The organism is Blastococcus sp. SYSU DS0616 (genome assembly GCF_054051015.1).
In genome coordinates, this window is record NZ_JBJHAJ010000004.1 from 1 (window position 1) to 17049 (window position 17049).

Annotated in this window: 16 protein-coding genes; 11 read left to right on the forward strand and 5 right to left on the reverse strand. The window is 75.1% G+C overall.

Annotation, left to right across the window (positions count from 1 at the left end):
• Positions 1-74: 74 nt before the first annotated feature.
• The 4 genes from ACI79K_RS03795 to ACI79K_RS03810 are packed head-to-tail and all read left to right on the forward strand — an operon-like array spanning position 75 to position 4246.
• Positions 75-1079: an ABC transporter permease gene (locus ACI79K_RS03795; protein WP_456588241.1), complete on the forward strand. Its 1005-nt coding sequence runs from the start codon at positions 75-77 to the stop codon at positions 1077-1079.
• Between the two features lie 31 nt (positions 1080-1110).
• On the forward strand, positions 1111-2052 hold the full coding sequence (locus ACI79K_RS03800; RefSeq protein ID WP_456588240.1) for an ABC transporter permease: 942 nt from the start codon (positions 1111-1113) through the stop codon (positions 2050-2052).
• On the forward strand, positions 2049-3092 hold the full coding sequence (locus tag ACI79K_RS03805; RefSeq protein ID WP_456599014.1) for an ABC transporter ATP-binding protein: 1044 nt from the start codon (positions 2049-2051) through the stop codon (positions 3090-3092). The genes ACI79K_RS03800 and ACI79K_RS03805 overlap by 4 nt, the downstream gene beginning before the upstream one ends.
• On the forward strand, positions 3089-4246 hold the full coding sequence (locus tag ACI79K_RS03810; protein ID WP_456588238.1) for an ABC transporter ATP-binding protein: 1158 nt from the start codon (positions 3089-3091) through the stop codon (positions 4244-4246). The genes ACI79K_RS03805 and ACI79K_RS03810 overlap by 4 nt, the downstream gene beginning before the upstream one ends.
• A gap of 73 nt (positions 4247-4319) precedes the next feature.
• Here the strand turns inward: ACI79K_RS03810 and ACI79K_RS03815 are convergent, their stop codons facing one another.
• Entirely contained in the window at positions 4320-4682 is a 363-nt protein-coding gene (locus ACI79K_RS03815; protein WP_456588237.1) for a Rieske (2Fe-2S) protein, read from the reverse strand.
• A gap of 120 nt (positions 4683-4802) precedes the next feature.
• Between ACI79K_RS03815 and ACI79K_RS03820 the strand changes: the two genes are divergently transcribed.
• Both ACI79K_RS03820 and ACI79K_RS03825 read left to right on the forward strand, forming a co-directional pair.
• Positions 4803-6866 (forward strand): TPM domain-containing protein, encoded by a 2064-nt coding sequence (locus ACI79K_RS03820; protein ID WP_456599015.1) that lies wholly within the window; start codon positions 4803-4805, stop codon positions 6864-6866.
• A gap of 59 nt (positions 6867-6925) precedes the next feature.
• Positions 6926-7684, forward strand: a complete 759-nt coding sequence (locus ACI79K_RS03825; protein WP_456599016.1) for a VOC family protein — start codon at positions 6926-6928, stop codon at positions 7682-7684.
• Between the two features lie 48 nt (positions 7685-7732).
• On the opposite strand, the gene ACI79K_RS03830 is transcribed toward ACI79K_RS03825, so the two are convergent.
• The 3 genes from ACI79K_RS03830 to ACI79K_RS03840 all read right to left on the reverse strand — a co-directional run bounded on the left by ACI79K_RS03830 (position 7733) and on the right by ACI79K_RS03840 (position 10257).
• Positions 7733-8167 carry a PPOX class F420-dependent oxidoreductase gene (locus ACI79K_RS03830; RefSeq protein ID WP_456599017.1) on the reverse strand — a complete coding sequence of 145 codons (435 nt, stop codon included), beginning with the start codon at positions 8165-8167 and terminating at the stop codon, positions 7733-7735.
• A gap of 14 nt (positions 8168-8181) precedes the next feature.
• A complete protein-coding gene (locus tag ACI79K_RS03835; RefSeq protein ID WP_456599018.1) occupies positions 8182-9150 on the reverse strand; it encodes a pirin family protein in 969 nt (322 codons plus the stop codon).
• Positions 9151-9258: 108 nt separating this feature from the next.
• Positions 9259-10257, reverse strand: a complete 999-nt coding sequence (locus tag ACI79K_RS03840) for a pirin family protein (RefSeq protein ID WP_456599019.1) — start codon at positions 10255-10257, stop codon at positions 9259-9261.
• Positions 10258-10452: 195 nt separating this feature from the next.
• On the opposite strand from ACI79K_RS03840, the gene ACI79K_RS03845 reads away from it, so the two are divergent.
• The 3 genes from ACI79K_RS03845 to ACI79K_RS03855 are packed head-to-tail and all read left to right on the forward strand — an operon-like array spanning position 10453 to position 14191.
• Positions 10453-11055 (forward strand): helix-turn-helix domain-containing protein, encoded by a 603-nt coding sequence (locus ACI79K_RS03845; protein WP_456588231.1) that lies wholly within the window; start codon positions 10453-10455, stop codon positions 11053-11055.
• Positions 11052-12344 carry an MFS transporter gene (locus ACI79K_RS03850; RefSeq protein WP_456599020.1) on the forward strand — a complete coding sequence of 431 codons (1293 nt, stop codon included), beginning with the start codon at positions 11052-11054 and terminating at the stop codon, positions 12342-12344. The genes ACI79K_RS03845 and ACI79K_RS03850 overlap by 4 nt, the downstream gene beginning before the upstream one ends.
• Before the next feature lie 26 nt (positions 12345-12370).
• Positions 12371-14191 (forward strand): ABC-F family ATP-binding cassette domain-containing protein, encoded by a 1821-nt coding sequence (locus tag ACI79K_RS03855; protein WP_456599021.1) that lies wholly within the window; start codon positions 12371-12373, stop codon positions 14189-14191.
• Between the two features lie 136 nt (positions 14192-14327).
• On the opposite strand, the gene ACI79K_RS03860 is transcribed toward ACI79K_RS03855, so the two are convergent.
• Positions 14328-15032 (reverse strand): hypothetical protein, encoded by a 705-nt coding sequence (locus ACI79K_RS03860; RefSeq protein ID WP_456599022.1) that lies wholly within the window; start codon positions 15030-15032, stop codon positions 14328-14330.
• A gap of 145 nt (positions 15033-15177) precedes the next feature.
• Between ACI79K_RS03860 and ACI79K_RS03865 the strand changes: the two genes are divergently transcribed.
• Together ACI79K_RS03865 and ACI79K_RS03870 are read left to right on the forward strand one after the other, a co-directional pair.
• Positions 15178-16356, forward strand: a complete 1179-nt coding sequence (locus ACI79K_RS03865) for a sensor histidine kinase (protein ID WP_456599023.1) — start codon at positions 15178-15180, stop codon at positions 16354-16356.
• The gene (locus ACI79K_RS03870) at positions 16353-17012 is read left to right on the forward strand and encodes a response regulator (protein WP_456595771.1); all 660 of its coding nucleotides are present in this window, start codon (positions 16353-16355) and stop codon (positions 17010-17012) included. The genes ACI79K_RS03865 and ACI79K_RS03870 overlap by 4 nt, the downstream gene beginning before the upstream one ends.
• Positions 17013-17049: the final 37 nt, after the last annotated feature.

Here is a 17049-nt window from a genome sequence, read left to right on the forward strand (position 1 = left end):
GCGGCGGGCCCCTGCACGGGGGCCGCCGCGAGCCTGTCGGGCGGATCCGCTCAGTGAGAGGGTGACGCGAGCTCGTGCTCCGATTCATCGTCCGGCGGCTCCTCCAGCTGATCCCGATCCTGCTGGGCCTGTCGGTGCTGCTCTTCGCCTGGCTGCGCGCCCTCCCCGGGGGGCCCGCCCAGGCCGCGCTGGGGGAGCGCGCCACCCCGGAGGCGATCGCCCGGTACAACGAGCTGTTCGGGCTCGACGAGCCGATCTACGTCCAGTACTTCCGCTTCCTGGGGCGAGCGGTCACCCTCGACTTCGGCAACTCCACGCAGTACGGCCGGCCGGTCACCGAGGTGTTCCTCGAGCGGTTCCCCGGCACGATCGAGCTCACCGTCTTCGCGATGATCTTCGCCATCGGCGTGGGCATCCCGCTGGGCTACCTCGCGGCCCGCCGGTACGGGAGCTTCTTCGACTCCGCCTCCGTCATCGGATCGCTGATCGGCGTGGCGATCCCGGTGTTCTTCCTCGCCTACCTGCTCCGGCTGCTGTTCGCCGTGGAGCTCGGCTGGCTGCCCGGGTCGGGGCGCCAGGACGTCCGGATGGACGCCACCCGGATCACCAACTTCTACGTCCTGGACGGGCTGATGACCCGGGAGTGGGACGCCGCCTGGGACGCCGTGCTGCACCTGATCCTGCCGGCCATCGCCCTGGGCACCATCCCCCTGGCGATCATCGTGCGGATCACCCGGGCCTCCGTCCTCGACGTCGTCAACGAGGACTACGTGCGGACGGCGAACGCCAAGGGCCTGGCGACGGCGACCGTGCGCCGCCGGCACGTCGTCCGCAACGCCCTGCTGCCGGTGTCGACGACGATCGGGCTGCAGACCGGCCTGCTCCTGTCGGGCGCGGTGCTGACCGAGACGGTCTTCGCCTTCGGCGGGGTGGGCCTCACCCTCCGGGACGCGATCACCTACCGGGACTTCGCCGTCCTCCAGGGCTTCATCCTCATGCTGGCGGTGGTGTACGTGCTGGTGAACCTGCTGGTCGACATCTCGTACGGCCTGCTCGACCCGCGGGTGCGCGTCCGATGACGCCTGCGGAATCGGACGAGGAGCGCAGCCGATGACGGCTCTCGGTGAGGTCAAGCGCGAGCGCATCGACGCCCTCGCCGCCCGGGCTGGCCGGCTCCCGGAGGGCGACGGCGGCCTGTCGCTCACCCGCAGCGCGTTCCGGCGGCTCCGCCGCGACCCGGTGGCGATCGCCGGCGCGGTCATCGTCCTGGTCTTCCTCGTCGTGGCGGCGTTCGCGCCGTTGCTCGCCCCCAGGGACCCGGTCACCCAGTACCTGCTGTCGGAGATCCGGCCCGGTGAGATCCCCGGCGCGCGCGAGGGCTTCCCCCTCGGTGTGGACAACCTCGGGCGCGACCTGCTCTCCCGGCTGGTCTACGGCGCCCGGCAGTCGCTCCTCATCGGCGTGGTCTCCACCGTGCTTGGCCTGGTGGTCGGCATGGCCCTGGGCGTGCTGGCCGGCGCCTTCGGCGGCTGGGTCGACACCGTGGTCATGCGGTTCGTCGACATCATCCTGTCGATCCCCGGCCTGCTCATGGCGATCACCGTCTCGGTGCTGCTGGGCCAGAACCAGTACGCGCTGATGATCGCGATCGCGGTCGTCCAGGTGCCGGTGTTCGCCCGGCTGCTGCGCGGCTCGATGCTCGCCCAGCGCGGCAGCGACTACGCCGTTGCCGCGCAGGCGCTCGGGGTGAAGAAGACGCGGATCGTGTTCGGGCACGTGCTGCCCAACTCGCTGTCGCCGGTGATCGTCCAGGCCACGCTCTCCCTGGCGACGGCGATCATCGAGGCCGCCGCGCTCTCCTACCTAGGCCTCGGCGACCCGGACATCGCCCGGCCCGAGTGGGGCGCGATGCTGGCCAACGCCCAGGACTTCCTGTCCATCCGGCCGGCGCTCGCCGTGTGGCCGGCGCTGTGCATCATCGTCGTCGCGCTCGGGTTCACGCTGCTCGGGGAACGCCTGCGCGAGGCCCTCGACCCGAAGTTCCGGAGGTGAGCAGCCTGCAGGCACCGGTGCTCGTGGTGGAGGACCTCGCCGTCCGGTTCACCCGCCGCGGCGAGGCCCCGACCCTCGCCGTCGACGGCGTCAGCTTCTCCGTCGCCCCCGGCGAGACGATCGGTCTCGTGGGGGAGTCCGGCTGCGGCAAGTCGGTCACCTCGCTGGCGATCATGGGGCTGCTGCCCCGGCGCGGCGTGCAGGTGTCCGGCTCGGTCCGGCTGGACGGGCAGGAGCTGGTCGGCGCCGACGACCGGACGCTGCGCCGGCTGCGCGGGGCCGACATGGCCATGGTGTTCCAGGACCCGTTGTCCTCGCTGAACCCCACCGTGCCCATCGGCACCCAGGTGACCGAGGTGCTGCTGGAGCACCGGGACATGGACCGCGGGCAGGCCGCCGACGAGGCGATCGTGCTGCTGGACAAGGTCGGCATCCCCGACCCGCGGCGCCGGCTGAAGGAGTACCCGCACCAGCTCTCCGGCGGCATGCGCCAGCGCGCGCTGATCGCCATGGCGCTGGCGTGCTCGCCGCGGTTGCTGATCGCCGACGAGCCGACGACGGCGCTCGACGTCACCATCCAGGCGCAGATCCTGGAGCTCCTGCGCGAGCTCGTCGTCGACACCGGGACGGCGCTGGTGATGATCACCCACGACCTCGGTGTGGTCGCCGGGCTCTGCGACCGGGTGCACGTCATGTACGCGGGGAAGATCATCGAGACCGCCGACCGGCACGACCTCTTCGCCCGGCCCCGCCAGCCCTACACCGGCGGGCTGCTGGCCTCGGTGCCGCGGCTGGACTCCGCTCGCGGGGCACCGCTCACGCCGATCCGCGGCTCGGCCGCCGACGCCATCCCGTGGGCGGAGGGGTGCGCCTTCGCGCCGCGCTGCGACAACGCCCGCGACGACTGCCTGACCGAGGTCTCCGGCAGCACCGTGCCGCTGGAGTACGACGGCCCCGGTCGCGAGCTGCGCTGCCGGCACCCGATCGAGTACCCGCCGTCCCCGACCGCCGGGGCGACCGCTTCCGGAGCCGCCCGATGACCGCCGTCCCGACCGCTCCCGGCCAGGACGAGCTGCTGCGCGTCGAGGGCCTCGAGGTGCACTTCCCGATCAAGCAGGGGATCTTCTTCGACCGCACCGTCGGGCACGTGCGGGCCGTCGACGGCGTCGACCTCGTCGTCCCGCGCGGGGCCACCTACGGGCTGGTGGGGGAGTCCGGCTGCGGCAAGTCGACGCTGGGCCGGGCGATCCTGCGGCTGGTCGAGCCCACCGCCGGGCGGGTGCTCTTCGACGGCACCGACGTCGCCGCGCTCAAGGGTGAGCCGCTGCGGCGGATGCGCCAGCGGATGCAGATGGTCTTCCAGGACCCCCTGGGCAGCCTCGACCCGCGGCAGAACGTGGAGTCGCTGCTGTCCGAGCCGCTGCGCGCGCACGGCATCGGCGGCGGCAAGGAGGGGATCGCGCAGCGGATCCGCACCCTGCTCGACGCCGTCGGCCTGCCCTCGGCGGCGCTGCGCCGCTACCCGCACGAGTTCTCCGGCGGCCAGCGGCAGCGGATCGGCATCGCCCGCGCCGTGGCGCTCGAGCCGGACCTGCTGATCGCCGACGAGCCGGTGTCCGCCCTCGACGTGTCGGTGCAGGCGCAGGTGCTCAACCTGCTGGAGGAGCTGCAGGAGCGGCTCGGCCTGACCTACCTGGTCATCGCGCACGACCTCGCGGTGGTGCGGCACATCAGCGACGTCGTCGGCGTGATGTACCTGGGCTCCCTGGTGGAGCAGGCGCCGGCCGACGACCTCTACGAGCAGCCGCTGCACCCCTACACGCGTGCGCTGATGAGCGCCGTCCCCGTGCCCGACCCGGAGGTCGAGGAGAGCCGGGAGCGGATCCTGCTGGCGGGTGACCTGCCGTCGCCGGCGAACCCGCCCAGCGGCTGCCGGTTCCACACCCGCTGCCCGTGGCGGCAGGAGACGCGGTGCGACGACGAGGTGCCCGCGCTGCGCGAGCTGGCGCCGGGGCGGCTGGTCAGCTGCCACTGGGCGGAGGAGATCCGCGACGGCGTGCTGCGGCCGCGGTCGCCGGAGGAGGCGCTGCACGCAGCCGCGGCCGCCCGTCCGGGGCCAACCCGACGCGGCGACGACGACCCCACCCCCTTCCTCGGGCGGGACGAGCCGCTGCCCCGTCAGGAGCAGGGCTGACCCTGCCGCCCCGGGCATAGGAAGCTTTGCGTGCGTTCTCGCACCCGGATACGCACGAAAAGCTTCCTATGCCTCAGTCGGTCACCACGACGTCGTCCCCGCGGCGGACCGCCCGGCGCACGCGCAGCCGGGCCACCGACCCCAGCAGCCGCACCAGCTGGGTGTAGACCGGCGTCGGCCCGTGGTAGCCGAGGAAGCCGCGCGGTCCCTGCACCATCTCGCCGGTGCGCACGTCGTAGCGGCTGCCGTGCCACGGGCAGACCAGGCACCCGTGGGCGTCGACGCTGCCCTCGGCGAGGTCGGCCAGCTGGTGGCGGCACCGCCGGGAGACGGCGAAGTACTCGTCGTCCCCCCGGTTGCCCACGGCCCAGCCGCCGGCGCGGCGGACCGCTCCGGGCGGCAGATCGGCGGCGGGGACGGAGTCGGGCTCGGGCACGCGGGGCTCCTCGGCACGGCGGGTCGGCGGCGGAGGAGCCGTACCCACGGCGGTCGGGCCGGACCCCTCGGCCGTCGGTAGGGTCGTCCGGGTTCCCCTTCACCCGTCCAGGAGGTCTCCGTGCGCCGGCTGTGCGTCGTCCTGGGGGTGCTCGCCGTCCTCCTGCTCACCGGCGGGCCGGCGTACGCGGTGCCGCCGTTCCGGCTGCCCGACCAGGTCGTCGACGAGGTCGGCGTCCTCCAGGGTGGCACCGGGCGGGTGCAGGACGTCGTCGACGACCTGCGCGCCGACACCCGGACCGACCTCTACGTGGTGTTCGTGTCCAGCTTCGACGGCGCGGACCAGGAGGAGTGGGCCCAGGCCACGGCCGAGCTGACCCAGCTCGGCGAGGAGGACGCGCTGCTGGCCGTCGCCGTCGACGACGGGCAGTACGGCACGGTGCGGCCGGCCGACTTCCCGGTGACCGGCGCCGAGTTCGACTCGCTGACCGACGAGCGGGTCGCCCCGCAGTTCGGCGAGGGCGACTGGGCCGGCGGCGTGGCGGCGTTCGCGGATCTGCTGCGCGACGGCGGCGCGGCCGCGGAGGAGCCGACCGGGTCCGCCGACGGCGGCTCCGGCGGGGTGGGGCCGCTGCTGGTGCTCGGCGGCCTCGCGGTCGTCGGGGGCGGCGCCTACCTGCTCAGCCGCTCGCGCCGGAACCGGAGCGGCACCGCTCTGCCGCCCGGTCGGCGGCGGGAGCCCGATCCGTACGAGGGCGTGCCCACCGACCAGCTGCAGGGCCGCGCCAGCGAGGCGCTGCTGGACCTCGACGAGGCCGTGAAGACCTCGCAGCTGGACCTCGACTTCGCCCGGTCGCAGTACGGCGAGGACGCCGTCGCCGGCTTCGACGCCGCGCTGGCGCAGTCCAGGAAGGAGCTGTCCCGGGCCTTCACGCTGCGCCAGGAGCTCGACGACGACATCCCGGAGGACGAGCCCACCACCCGCCGGATGCTGGCCGAGATCCTGGCGCTCACCGGCGCCGCCGGCGCCCGGCTCGACGAGCAGAGCGAGGCCTTCCAGCGGCTGCGCGACCTCGAGCACAACGCGCCGCAGGTGCTGGACGCGCTGGAGCCGCGGCTGGCCGGGCTGGGCGACCGGATCCCGCAGGAGGAGCAGCGGCTGGCCGCGCTCCGGAGCCGGTACGCGGCGACCGCATCCGCTCCCGTGGCGGACAACGTGGAGCAGGCCCGGGCGCGGCTGGCCGCCGCCGAGCAGGAGGTCCGGGAGGCGCGGGCGGCGCTGGCCGAGGGGCGGAGCGGCGACGCCGTCGGCGACATCCGCGCGGCCGAGGACGCCGCGGCGCAGACGGGCACGCTGCTGGACGCCGTCGGCCGGCTCGCCGCCGACCTCGACGCCGCCGCCGGCCGGGTCGCGGCCGCCCGCGCAGAGACCGAGAAGGACCTGGCCGAGGCCCGGGCGCTGGTCGCCGCCGGGGACCGCACGGGCCTGGAGCCGCAGATCGCCCGCGCCGAGTCGGCGCTCGCGGCCTGCGATGCCGCCCTGCACCCGGCCGACGGCACCCCGGGTGACCCGCTGGCCGCGCTCCGGCAGCTCGAGGACGCCGACACCGCGCTCGAGGAGGCGCTCGCGGCGGCCCGCGACGCGCAGACCCAGGCCCGCCGGGCCGCGGCGGCGCTGGAGCAGTCGCTGCTCAACGCGCGCTCGGCGGTCGCCGCGGCCGCGGACTTCATCGACACCCGCCGTGGGGCGGTCGGTCCCCAGGCGCGCACCCGGCTCGCCGAGGCGCGGCGGCACCTGGAGGCAGCCGTCGACCTGGGCGGGACCGACCCGGTAAGCGCGCTGCGGGAGGCCCACCAGGCGGGCATGCTGGCCCAGCACGCCCTCGACCTGGCGCAGGACGACGTCGACCGGTGGAATTCCGGGTACGGACCCGGTGGGTTCGGCGGCGGCTACGGGGGCGGGTACCGCCGCGGTGGCGTGGACCTCGGCAGCCTCGTGCTGGGCGGCATCCTGCTGGGCGGCGGACGCGGCCACGGCGGCGGGTTCGGCGGCGGCTTCGGTGGTGGGGGCTTCGGCGGCAGCGGGTTCGGCGGTCGTGGCGGAGGCGGGTCGTTCGGCGGCGGCGGTCTCGGTGGGGGCGGCTCGTTCGGCGGCGGCGGCCGCGGCGGGGGCGGGACGTTCTAGCCCCGAACCGTCGTACTCCGGTGGGACGGTGACCTCCCCCACAACCGGAGGAGGCAACCATGCCCACGCGAGACACCGCCTGGCCGGCCGGGACGCCGTGCTGGGTGGACTACGGCGCCGCCGACCTGGCGGCGGCGAAGGAGTTCTACGCCGCGCTGCTCGGCTGGGAGTACACCGGCGGCGAGCCCGAGTTCGGCGGCTACCTGGACGCCCAGAAGGACGGGCGGGCGGTGGCCGGCCTCGGACCGCAGACGGACGGGGGCGCCCCGCCCCGCTGGACCACGTACTTCGCGACGGACGACGCGGCCGCCACGGTCACCCGGATCCGGGAGGCCGGTGGCACGGTCGTGGTGGAGCCGATGGCGGTCGGGCCGATGGGCACGATGGTCATCGCCCTCGACCCGCAGGGCCACCCGTTCGGCCTGTGGCAGGCCGGCGAGCACCCCGGCGTGCAGCGGTACAACGAACCGGGCTCGCTGGTGTGGAACGAGGCGGCGGTCGACGACCCGGCGGCGGCCCGGGAGTTCTACACCGCCGTCTTCGGGTTCCGGTTCGAGGAGATCCCGGGCGCGGAGGGCTACACGACCTTCGCCACCGGTGGTGACCCGCTGGGCGGGCTCGGCGGCGTGGTCCCCGGTGCGCCCAAGGGCTGGTCGACCTGCTTCGCGGTGGCCTCGACCGACGCCGCGGTCGCCGCGGTGACCGCCGCGGGCGGGAAGGTGCTCCTCCCGGCCGAGGACACCGAGTACGGCCGCTTCGCGGTCGTCGCAGACCCGTGGGGCGCGTCGTTCTCCGTCATGCAGGTGCCGGCCGGCTGAGCTCCGCCCGGCGGCCGGTGCGAACGGGGCGCACCGGCGGCGCCGGGCTCAGCCCGGCAGCTGCCCGTACGCGTGCTCGGGCCGGAACCGGACGACCAGCCGCCGGTCGGCGACCATCGCCGCCCGGTACTCGTCCCAGTTCTCGTGCTCGCCGGAGACGCCGCGGTAGTAGGCGATCAGCTCCTCGACGGTGGGGTCGTGCGGCTCCTGCGCGACCGGGGTGAGCTCGGCGGTGCCCTCGACGGCGACCCAGGTCCAGAAGTTCTTCGACGCCACGTGCAGCGTCACCCGCGGGTCGCGCTGCAGGTTGCGGGTCTTCGCGCGGTCGGCGGTCACCGAGACGCGGATCAGGCCGTCGTCCCAGGCGTAGCCGACGTTGGACAGCTGCGGTCGGCCGTCGCGCTTGATCGTGGCGAGCACGCCCCAGCGCTGCTCGGCGACGAACTGCAGCAGCCGAGGGTCCGGCCGGGTGGGGTCGCTCATGCCCGAAGCCTGCCTCAGCGGACCCGGCCGCGCGGCCGGAGCGCGACCGGGGGTAGCGGCGGCGCCTCCAGCCGGTCGCCGTCGTAACCGACGACGGTGCCGAAGCGCCGCGACTCGGCGTTCCACTGCTCGGCGTACGCGGCGACCTCCTCGCCCGAGCGGCCGATGAAGTTCCACCACATCACCAGGCGTTCCTCGAACGGCTCCCCGCCGAGCAGCAGCAACCGGGACGCCGCCCCTGCCCGCACCCGCAGCGCCGTGCGGCCGGTGCCCAGGTACAGCATCGCGCCGGGCTCGAGGACGACGTCGTCCACCGTGACCGACCCCGCTGACGCCAGGAGCCCGTACTCGAAGTCGGCCTCCAGCGGGAGCTCCACGTCGGCGCCGGCGGCGAGCTCCAGGTCGACGCCGACCAGCGGGGTGTAGGCCCGCCCCGGCGACGTCACCCCGCCGAAGCCGCCCATGAGCACCGTGGCGGTGAGCCCGTCGGAGCTGAAGCCGGGCAGGACGCCGTGGTGCTCGAAGTGCGGGGCGACCTCACGGTCGGCCTCCGGCAGGGCCACCCACAGCTGGGCCCCGTGCAGGTACCGCGGGTGGGTCGCCGGCGACTGCTCGGAGTGGGCGATCCCGTGCCCGGCCGTCATGAGCGCCAGCTCCCCGGGGCGGAACCGCACGTCGCTGCCGAGCGAGTCGCGGTGGTGCACCTCGCCGTCGAGCAGCCACGACACGGTCTGCAGCCCGGTGTGCGGGTGCGGCGGCACCTGCATGCCGGGGGACGAGGTGATGTCGTCGGGGCCGTAGTGGTCGACGAAGACCCAGGCGCCGACCATCCGCCGGCCGAGCGTGGGCAGGAGGCGGCGCACGCGGGTGCTCTCGCCGAGCAGCACCTCCTTGCCCGGCAGCAGGTCCAGGGCGGGGCCGGCGGTGGTGCCCGCCAGCCCGCCCAGCCCGCGAGCGGGCGGGCGCGGTTCCAGGTTGCTCATCGTCGACGACTCCCTCTGCCGGGATCCCGTGATCTCGGCGGTTCCGGGGGCTCGATGTGCCGAGATCCCGTGATCTCGGCACGGTGTCGCGGGGCGGGAGCCCCGCCGTCAGTCAGTCTCGCCCCGGACGGCGCGGTGCGGAACGGGTCCCTCGATGCGCTGCGCCGGGATCGAGCCGAGCCGGCCGGCGGAGAAGTCGGCGAACGCGTCGGCCACCTCCTGCCGGGTGTTCATCACGAACGGCCCGTACATGGCGATCGGCTCGTTGATCGGCCGCCCGCCGAGGACCACCACGTCCAGGGCCGGCGTCCGCGACTCCTGGTTCACCGCCCCGCGCACGGTCACGGTGTCCCCGGGGCCGAGCACCGCGAGCTGGCCGGTGCGCACCGGGGCGCCGTCGATCCCCACGGAGCCGGCGCCGGAGAGCACGTAGACCAGCGCGTTGAAGTCCGGCCGCCAGGGCAGGTCCAGCGTCGCGCCGGGGGAGACGGTCGCGTGCACCATCGCCATCGGGGTGTATGTCGAACCGGGGCCGGTGTGCCCACCCACCTCGCCGGCGATCACCCGCAGCAGGGCGCCGGCGTCCGGGCTGGCGAGCAGGACCGACTCCTTCGCGCGCAGGTCCTGGTAGCGCGGCTCGACCCACTTCTGCGCCCGAGGCAGGTTCACCCACAGCTGCAGGCCGTGGAACAGGCCACCGCTGACCACCAACTGCTCCGGCGGGCGCTCGATGTGCAGGACGCCGCCGCCGGCGGTCATCCACTGGGTGTCGCCGTTGCTGATCGTGCCGCCGCCGCCGTGGGAGTCGGCGTGCTCGAAGGTGCCGTCGAGGAGGTAGGTGACGGTCTCGAAGCCGCGGTGGGGGTGCCAGCTGGTGCCCTTCGGCTCACCGGGGGCGTACTCCACCTCGCCCATCTGGTCCATGTGGAGGAAGGGGTCCAGCGCGCGCAGGTCGACGCCGGCGAAGGCGCGGCGCACGGGGAAGCCCTCGCCCTCGAAGCCCGACGGGGCGGTCGTCACCGACCGGGTGCGGCGGCGCACCGTGCGGGGAGCGGGGAGCGGGACCCGCGGCAGGGTGGTGGTGTCCTCGACGGTCACGGCAGGCATGCCGGCCTCCTTGATTGAGGGCTCAACTAACGGTGACCGTAGCGCCCGGGGAGCCCGTTGTCTTCCCCTCTTCCCGCGCGAGATCTGCGAAGTGCCCCCTCGACGGCGGCTGATGGAGGCCAGTGTGCAGATCTGGTCCGGGCTGGGCGCAAAGAGACCTTTGCAAAGCTGTCTTTGTATTCGTAGCCTGACCGTGTGACCGAGAAGCCCCCGCCGCTGGAGCCGGCCGTCCAGGTGACCGACGTGCGCGCCCTGCGTGCACTGGCGCACCCGCTGCGCAGCCGGCTGCTCGGCCGGCTCCGGGTGCACGGCCCCGCGACGGCGAGCGGCCTGGCGCGGGCCGTGGGGGAGAGCAGCGGATCGACCAGCTACCACCTGCGCCAGCTGGCGGCCTACGGCTTCGTGGAGGAGGTCGAGGGCCAGGGGACGGCGCGCGAGCGGTGGTGGCGGGCCCGGCACCGGATGACCAGCTGGCAGGCCGGGGAGCTCGTCCCGCAGGAGGGCGGGGCCGAGGTGCAGGACGAGATGAGCCGGCTGCAGATCGACCAGCACGCCCGCGTGCTCGACGCCTGGTTCGAGCAGAAGGAGCAGCTCGACCCCGGCTGGACCGACGCCGCCACGCTGAACGACTACGGGCTCCGGCTGAGCCCCGACCAGGCGCGGGAGCTGATCGGCGAGCTGCACGCCACGCTCCGGCGCTGGATGGCCGAGCACCCTGGCGACGCGCCGCCGGCGGAGGGCACCGAGCAGGTCTGCGTGCTGCTCGACCTGGTCCCGCTGCGGGAGTGGCCGACGTGAGCGCGCCGCAGACCGTCCGCTCCGCCACCCGGCGGCTGGTCGGGCTGACCGCCCTGCGCTGGCTACCGGTCGGGCTCACGACGCCGATCACCGTCCTGCTCGCGCAGGCGCGGGGGCTCTCGCTCGCCGAGATCGGCGTGCTGTTCACCGTGCACGGGGTGCTGGTCGTGGTGCTGGAGCTCCCCACCGGCGGGCTGGCCGACGTGCTCGGCCGCCGTCCCGTCATCGTGGCCGGCGCCGTCCTGCACATCGCCTCGTGCCTGCTGATCGCGACGGCGACGTCGTTCGCCGGATTCCTGGCCGGGGTCGTCGCCCTCGGGGTGGGCCGCGTGCTGGACTCCGGCCCGCTCGAGGCGTGGTACGTGGACACGGTGCACCGGCTGGAGCCGGGCGCCGACGTCGCCCCGGGCCTGGCCCAGCACTCGGCGGCCGACGGGGCGAGCCTCGCCGTCGGCGCGGTCGTCGGCGGGTTCCTCCCGGTGCTGCTCGGCGGTGGCGGTGCCGAGGGGCTCGCGCTCTCCTACCTGGGGGCCGCCGTCCTCGACGTCGCGTTCGTCGGCGCGGTGCTGTGGCTGCTGACCGAGCACCGGCCACCGCGCGAGGGGAGCGTCCTCGGCGCGCTGGCCGCCGGGGTGCGTGCGGTGCCGGCGACCGTGGGGCAGTCGGTGCGGGTGTCAGTGGGCGACCGCACCCTGCGGCGGGTCCTGGCGCTGACCGCCGTCACCGGCGCCGGGCTGGTCGTGTGCGAGCTGCTGGGCCCGGTCCGGTTCGCCGAGCTGACCGGCGGCCGGGACGGCGGCGCCGCGGTGTACGGCGTGGTCCTGGCGATCTCGTTCGCAGCCTCCGCGGTGGGGGCGGTGCTCGCGCCGGCCCTGCGGCGGCTGCTCCGCGGCTCCACCCCGGCCGCCTGCGCCGCGCTGTTCGCCGTCGGGGGCCTGTCGCTCGCCCTGGTCGCGGGGCCCGACACGCTGGTGCCGGCCGCCGCCGGCTTCGCCCTGTACTACCTCTCGCACGGCTCCGTCTGGCCACTGCTCGCCGCAGTCCTGCACACGCGGGTCGACGCCGCGCACCGGGCCACCGCCGTCTCGGCGATGTCGCTGGCGCTGGCGCTCGGCGGGATCGCCGGCAACCTCACCGTCCCGCCGCTGGCCGCCGCGACGAGCACCGGGACCGGTTTCCTCGTCGTCGCCGGCGTCGTGGCGCTCGGCCTCCTCGGCTGCCTGCGGCTGCCCCGGTCGACCGTCGCGGGCACCACCGTGGCCCCCGGGGAGGCGGCCGTCGGATACTGAGGGCCCATGACTTCTGCGAGCAGCCGATGAGCGCGCCCCTCAACCTGGTCAACCTCGAGCGGGTGCACAAGGCCCACGGCACCACCGTGGTGCTCGACGACGTCTCCCTCGGCGTCGCCGCCGGCGAACGGATCGGGATCGTCGGCCGCAACGGCGGCGGCAAGAGCACGCTGCTGTCGCTGATCACCGGCGCCGACGACCCGGACTCCGGCCGGGTCACCCGCCGCGGGGACATCGCGATGGGGGTGCTCGACCAGTCCGGCACCCTCCCGCCGGGGGCGACGGTGCGCGACGTCGTGCTGCCGTCGTCGATGTTCGCCGCCGAGCACGAGTGGGCCGGCGACCCGGCCGTCCGCTCGGTGCTCACCGGCCTGGAGCTCGACCGGCTGGGCCTCGACGCGCCGGTCGCCCCCATGTCCGGTGGCGAGCGCCGGCGGGTGGCGCTGGCCGCCCAGCTCATTCGGCCGCTGGACCTGCTGGTGCTCGACGAGCCCACCAACCACCTCGACGTCGAGGGGGTGGCCTGGCTCGCCGAGTACGTGAAGCAGCGCACCGGTGGCCTGGTCGTGGTCACCCACGACCGGTGGTTCCTCGACGAGGTCTGCACGACCACGTGGGAGGTCGCCGACGCGAACGTGCACTCCTACGACGGCGGCTACTCGGCGTACACGCTGGCGCGGGCGGAGCGGGCGCGGATCGCCTCGGTCACCGAGGAGCGCCGGCTGAACCTGGTCCGCAAGGAGCTGGCCTGGCTGCGGCGCGGCCCGCCGGCCCGCACCAGCAAGCCGCGGTTCCGCATCGAGGCGGCCCAGGCGCTGATCGCCGACGAGCCGCCGCCGCGGGACTCGATGGCGCTGCAGGGCTTCGCCGCCCGGCGCCTGGGCAAGACCGTCTACGACGTGGAGGACGTCGACTACGCCGTCCCCACCGAGGACGGTCCACGCACCCTCTTCAAGGATCTGACCTGGCACGTCGGCCCGGGCGACCGGATCGGCATCGTCGGGGTCAACGGCGCGGGCAAGACGTCGCTGCTCAGGCTCCTCGTGGGCGAGACCGAGCCCGACGCCGGGCGCGTGGTGGTCGGCCAGACGGTGGCGCCGGCATACCTGTCGCAGCACGTCACCGAGCTGCCGCGCACGCTGCGGGTGGTGGAGGCGGTGCAGGAGGTGGCCCGCGTCGCCCGGATCGGCAACCAGGAGATCTCCGCCTCGTCGCTCGCCGAGCGGTTCGGCTTCATGGCGAACCGGCAGTGGACGCCGGTCGGCGACCTCTCCGGCGGCGAGCGGCGGCGGCTGCAGCTGCTGCGCCTGCTGATGGCCGAGCCGAACGTGCTGATCCTCGACGAGCCCACCAACGACCTGGACATCGACACCCTGACGGCGCTGGAGGACCTGCTCGACAGCTTCCCCGGCACCGTGCTGGTGGTCAGCCACGACCGCTACTTCGTCGACCGGGTGTGCGACAAGGTCGTGGCGCTGCTCGGCGACGGGTCGCTGGCCGAGCTGCCCGGCGGGGTCGAGGAGTACCTGCGCCGCCGCGCGGCCGGCGGCGCCCCGCTCACCACGGCGGCCGGGGACGACGGCGCCCGTCCGGTGGGCGCCCCGTCGACGTCGGCCCCGGCGGTGTCGGCGGCCGAGGCCCGGGCGGCGAAGAAGGAGGCCGCCAAGCTGGAGCGGCGGATGCTCAAGCTGGACGCCGACGAGAAGAAGCTGCACGAGCAGCTGGCCGCGGCTGCCGCGGACTACGCCAAGGCCGCCGAGCTGGACACCCAGCTCAAGGCGGTGCAGGCAGAGAAGGAGCAGGTCGAGGAGGCCTGGCTGGTCGCCTCGGAGACCGCCGAGGGCTGAGCGCCGCGCGGCCGGCCCACCCGCTCCGACCCGCCCGCTCCGGCGCCCGCCTCTGGGTCCTGGCTCAGCACACGGGGTCCTGGCTCACCGTCGACAGTGAGCCAGGACCCCTGTTGATCAGGTCACCTGATCAACATCAGGCGGCGGCCGCTTCGGCGCGGTTCCGCTCGATCAGCCGCAGCCCGACCACGAACGCCGGCACCGCGCCGAGCAGCATCAGCCCGGCGAACAGCAGCGGCGAGAACGTCAGCACCACCGCGAGCGCCAGCGAGGCGACCGCCGGGGCCAGCAGCCACCAGCCGACGACGCCGGCCCGGGCCAGCCCGATCGTCGCCACCAGCGGGCCGAGCAGCCCCAGCATGGTCACCGTGCCGACGATCGCCATGCCGGTCGAGGAGTGCACGTCGGCGAAGACCGCCTCGGCCGGCCCGGTGTCGAGGAGCCGGCCCACAGCCCCGACCCAGAAGTCGAACAGCACGTTGCCGGCCACGGTGACCAGCCCCAAGGCCGCCATGAGCGCGCCGACAACGGTCGGGATGCGCCCGCGCACGCCGCGGACGAGGGCCGGGGCGGCGAGCCAGGCCAGCCCGCTGAGGAGGTTGCCGTAGTGCAGCAGCAGCGCCGAGAGCGTCGTCTGCCCCTCGTCGCGGGCGAGCGAGGCGATGTAGTCGGCGTCGGCCATCGAGTCCTGCGGTGGCGAGGTGGCCATGCCCGCGACGAAGAGGAGCTGGCCGACGATCAGCGCGCCGCCGGCGATCGGCAGCAGCAGCGAGCCGGCGCTCCGGGGCGTCGGGGCGGTGGGCGGGGTCGCAGCCGAGGGGCTGCGCAGTTCGGTCGTCATGGCCGGAGAAGCTAGGGACGGCGGGCAGCGCCTCGCGTCCACCGCGACGGACCGACCTGGCTCCGCCCTGAGGGGGAACGCTGCGGCCCACCGTTCGGCCGCGCGGGGGATGCCCCCGGCTCCGCGCGGCCCCTACCGTGCTGCCATGCCGTCCTGGTCGCCCGCCCTCCTGCCCCGCGGCCGCCTGCTGTGGGTCGCCGTGGGCCTGGGCATCGCGCTCATGGCGCTGGCGGAGTCGGCGATCGACACCGACTACGCCGGCCGCTGGGGGATGGGCACGGCGCTGCCCGGCGTCGCCGTCGGTGCCCTGCTGGCGCTGAGCCCCCGGTGGCCGGCGGCCGCCGCGGTGCTGGGGGCCACCACCGTCGCCGGCAACCTCGCGATGGGGCTCCCCGGACCCGGCGGCGCGCAGCTCATCGGCATGGGGTTGCTGGTGGGGCACGCCGCCGCGGTGCTGCCGCTGCGCCGCGGCCTCCTGGCCACCGCCGGCGCCGCGGCCGTCTGCATGGTGCTCGGCGTCGTCGTGGTCGCGGCGTCCCCGTGGGAGGCGATCTTCTACTCGCTGATCCTCGGCAGCGCCTGGTGCGTCGGGCTGCTGGTCCGCCAGACGCGGGCCCGGTCGGTCGAGCTCCAGGTGCTGGCGGCGCGGCTGGCCGAGCAGCAGGAGGCGGTCGCCGCCTCCGCCGTCGTCGCCGAGCGGGCCCGCATCGCCCGGGAGGTGCACGACTCGGTCGCCCACTCGGTGAGCGTCATGGTGCTCCAGATGGGCGGCCTGCGCCGGCTGCTGCCCGACCACCCCGAGGCGCAGGACGTGCTGCTCGGGCTGGAGCGACTGGGGCGCGAGGCGGTCGAGGAGATGCGGCGCGTCGTCGGCATCCTGCGGGAACAGGCGGGTGGCGACCCCGCGCCGCAGCCCTCGCTGTCCCGGCTCGACGAGGTGCTCGACGAGCTGCGCGCCGGAGGGATGCCGGTCGAGCTGACCGTGACCGGGCAACCGGTGGAGCTGCCGCAGCTGGTCGACGTCTCGGCCGTCCGCGTGGTGCAGGAGGCGCTGTCCAACGTCGTCCGGCACGCGGGGGCCGCGGCCACCTGCGTGCGGGTCGACTGGGCCGGCGACCGCGTGGGCGTCACCGTCACCGACGACGGGCGCCCCACCGTGCCGGCGCCCCGCGCCGGCGGCGGCCCCGCGGCGGGAGGGCACGGCCAGCTGCACATGCGCGAGCGGGTGGCGGTGGCCGGCGGCACGCTCGAGGTCGGGCCGGTGCGCGGCGGTGGCTACCGGGTCCGGGCCACCTTCCCGGTGCCCGTCGCGGTGACCGCGTGACGATCCGCGTGGTGCTCGTCGACGACCAGGCGATGGTGCGCACCGGGTTGCGGATGGTGCTCGCCGCCGAGCCCGACATCGAGGTCGTCGGGGAGGCCGCCGACGGCGCCGAGGGCGTCCGCGCGGTCACCCGGCTGCGGCCCGACGTCGTCCTGCTCGACGTCCGCATGCCCGGCATGGACGGGCTCGAGGCGGCCCGCCGCATCCTCGGCGCCGACCTGCCCACCCGCGTCGTCGTGCTCACCACCTTCGACGAGGACGAGTACGTGGCAGCCGCGCTGCGTGCCGGTGTCAGCGGCTTCCTGCTCAAGGTCGCCCCGCCCGAGGACCTGGTCGCCGCCGTGCGCACCGTCGCCGCCGGACAGGGGTTGCTCGACCCGGCGGTGACGCTGCGGGTGATCGAGTCCTTCGCCGCGGCGCCCGCACCCGACCCGGCCCGGGCGAACGCGCTGCGCACGCTGACCGACCGGGAGACCGACGTCCTGGCGCTCGTCGCGGCCGGGCTCTCCAACGCCGAGATCGCTGCCCGCCTGCACCTCGGCGAGGCGACGGTCAAGACGCACGTCAGCCGGCTGCTGCTCAAGCTCGGGTTGCGCGACCGGGTGCAGGCCGTGGCGTTCGCCTACGAGAGCGGGCTGGTCACGCCGGGCGGATGAGCCGGTCTCGCCGATAAACTGCGGCTCACCGCCGGCC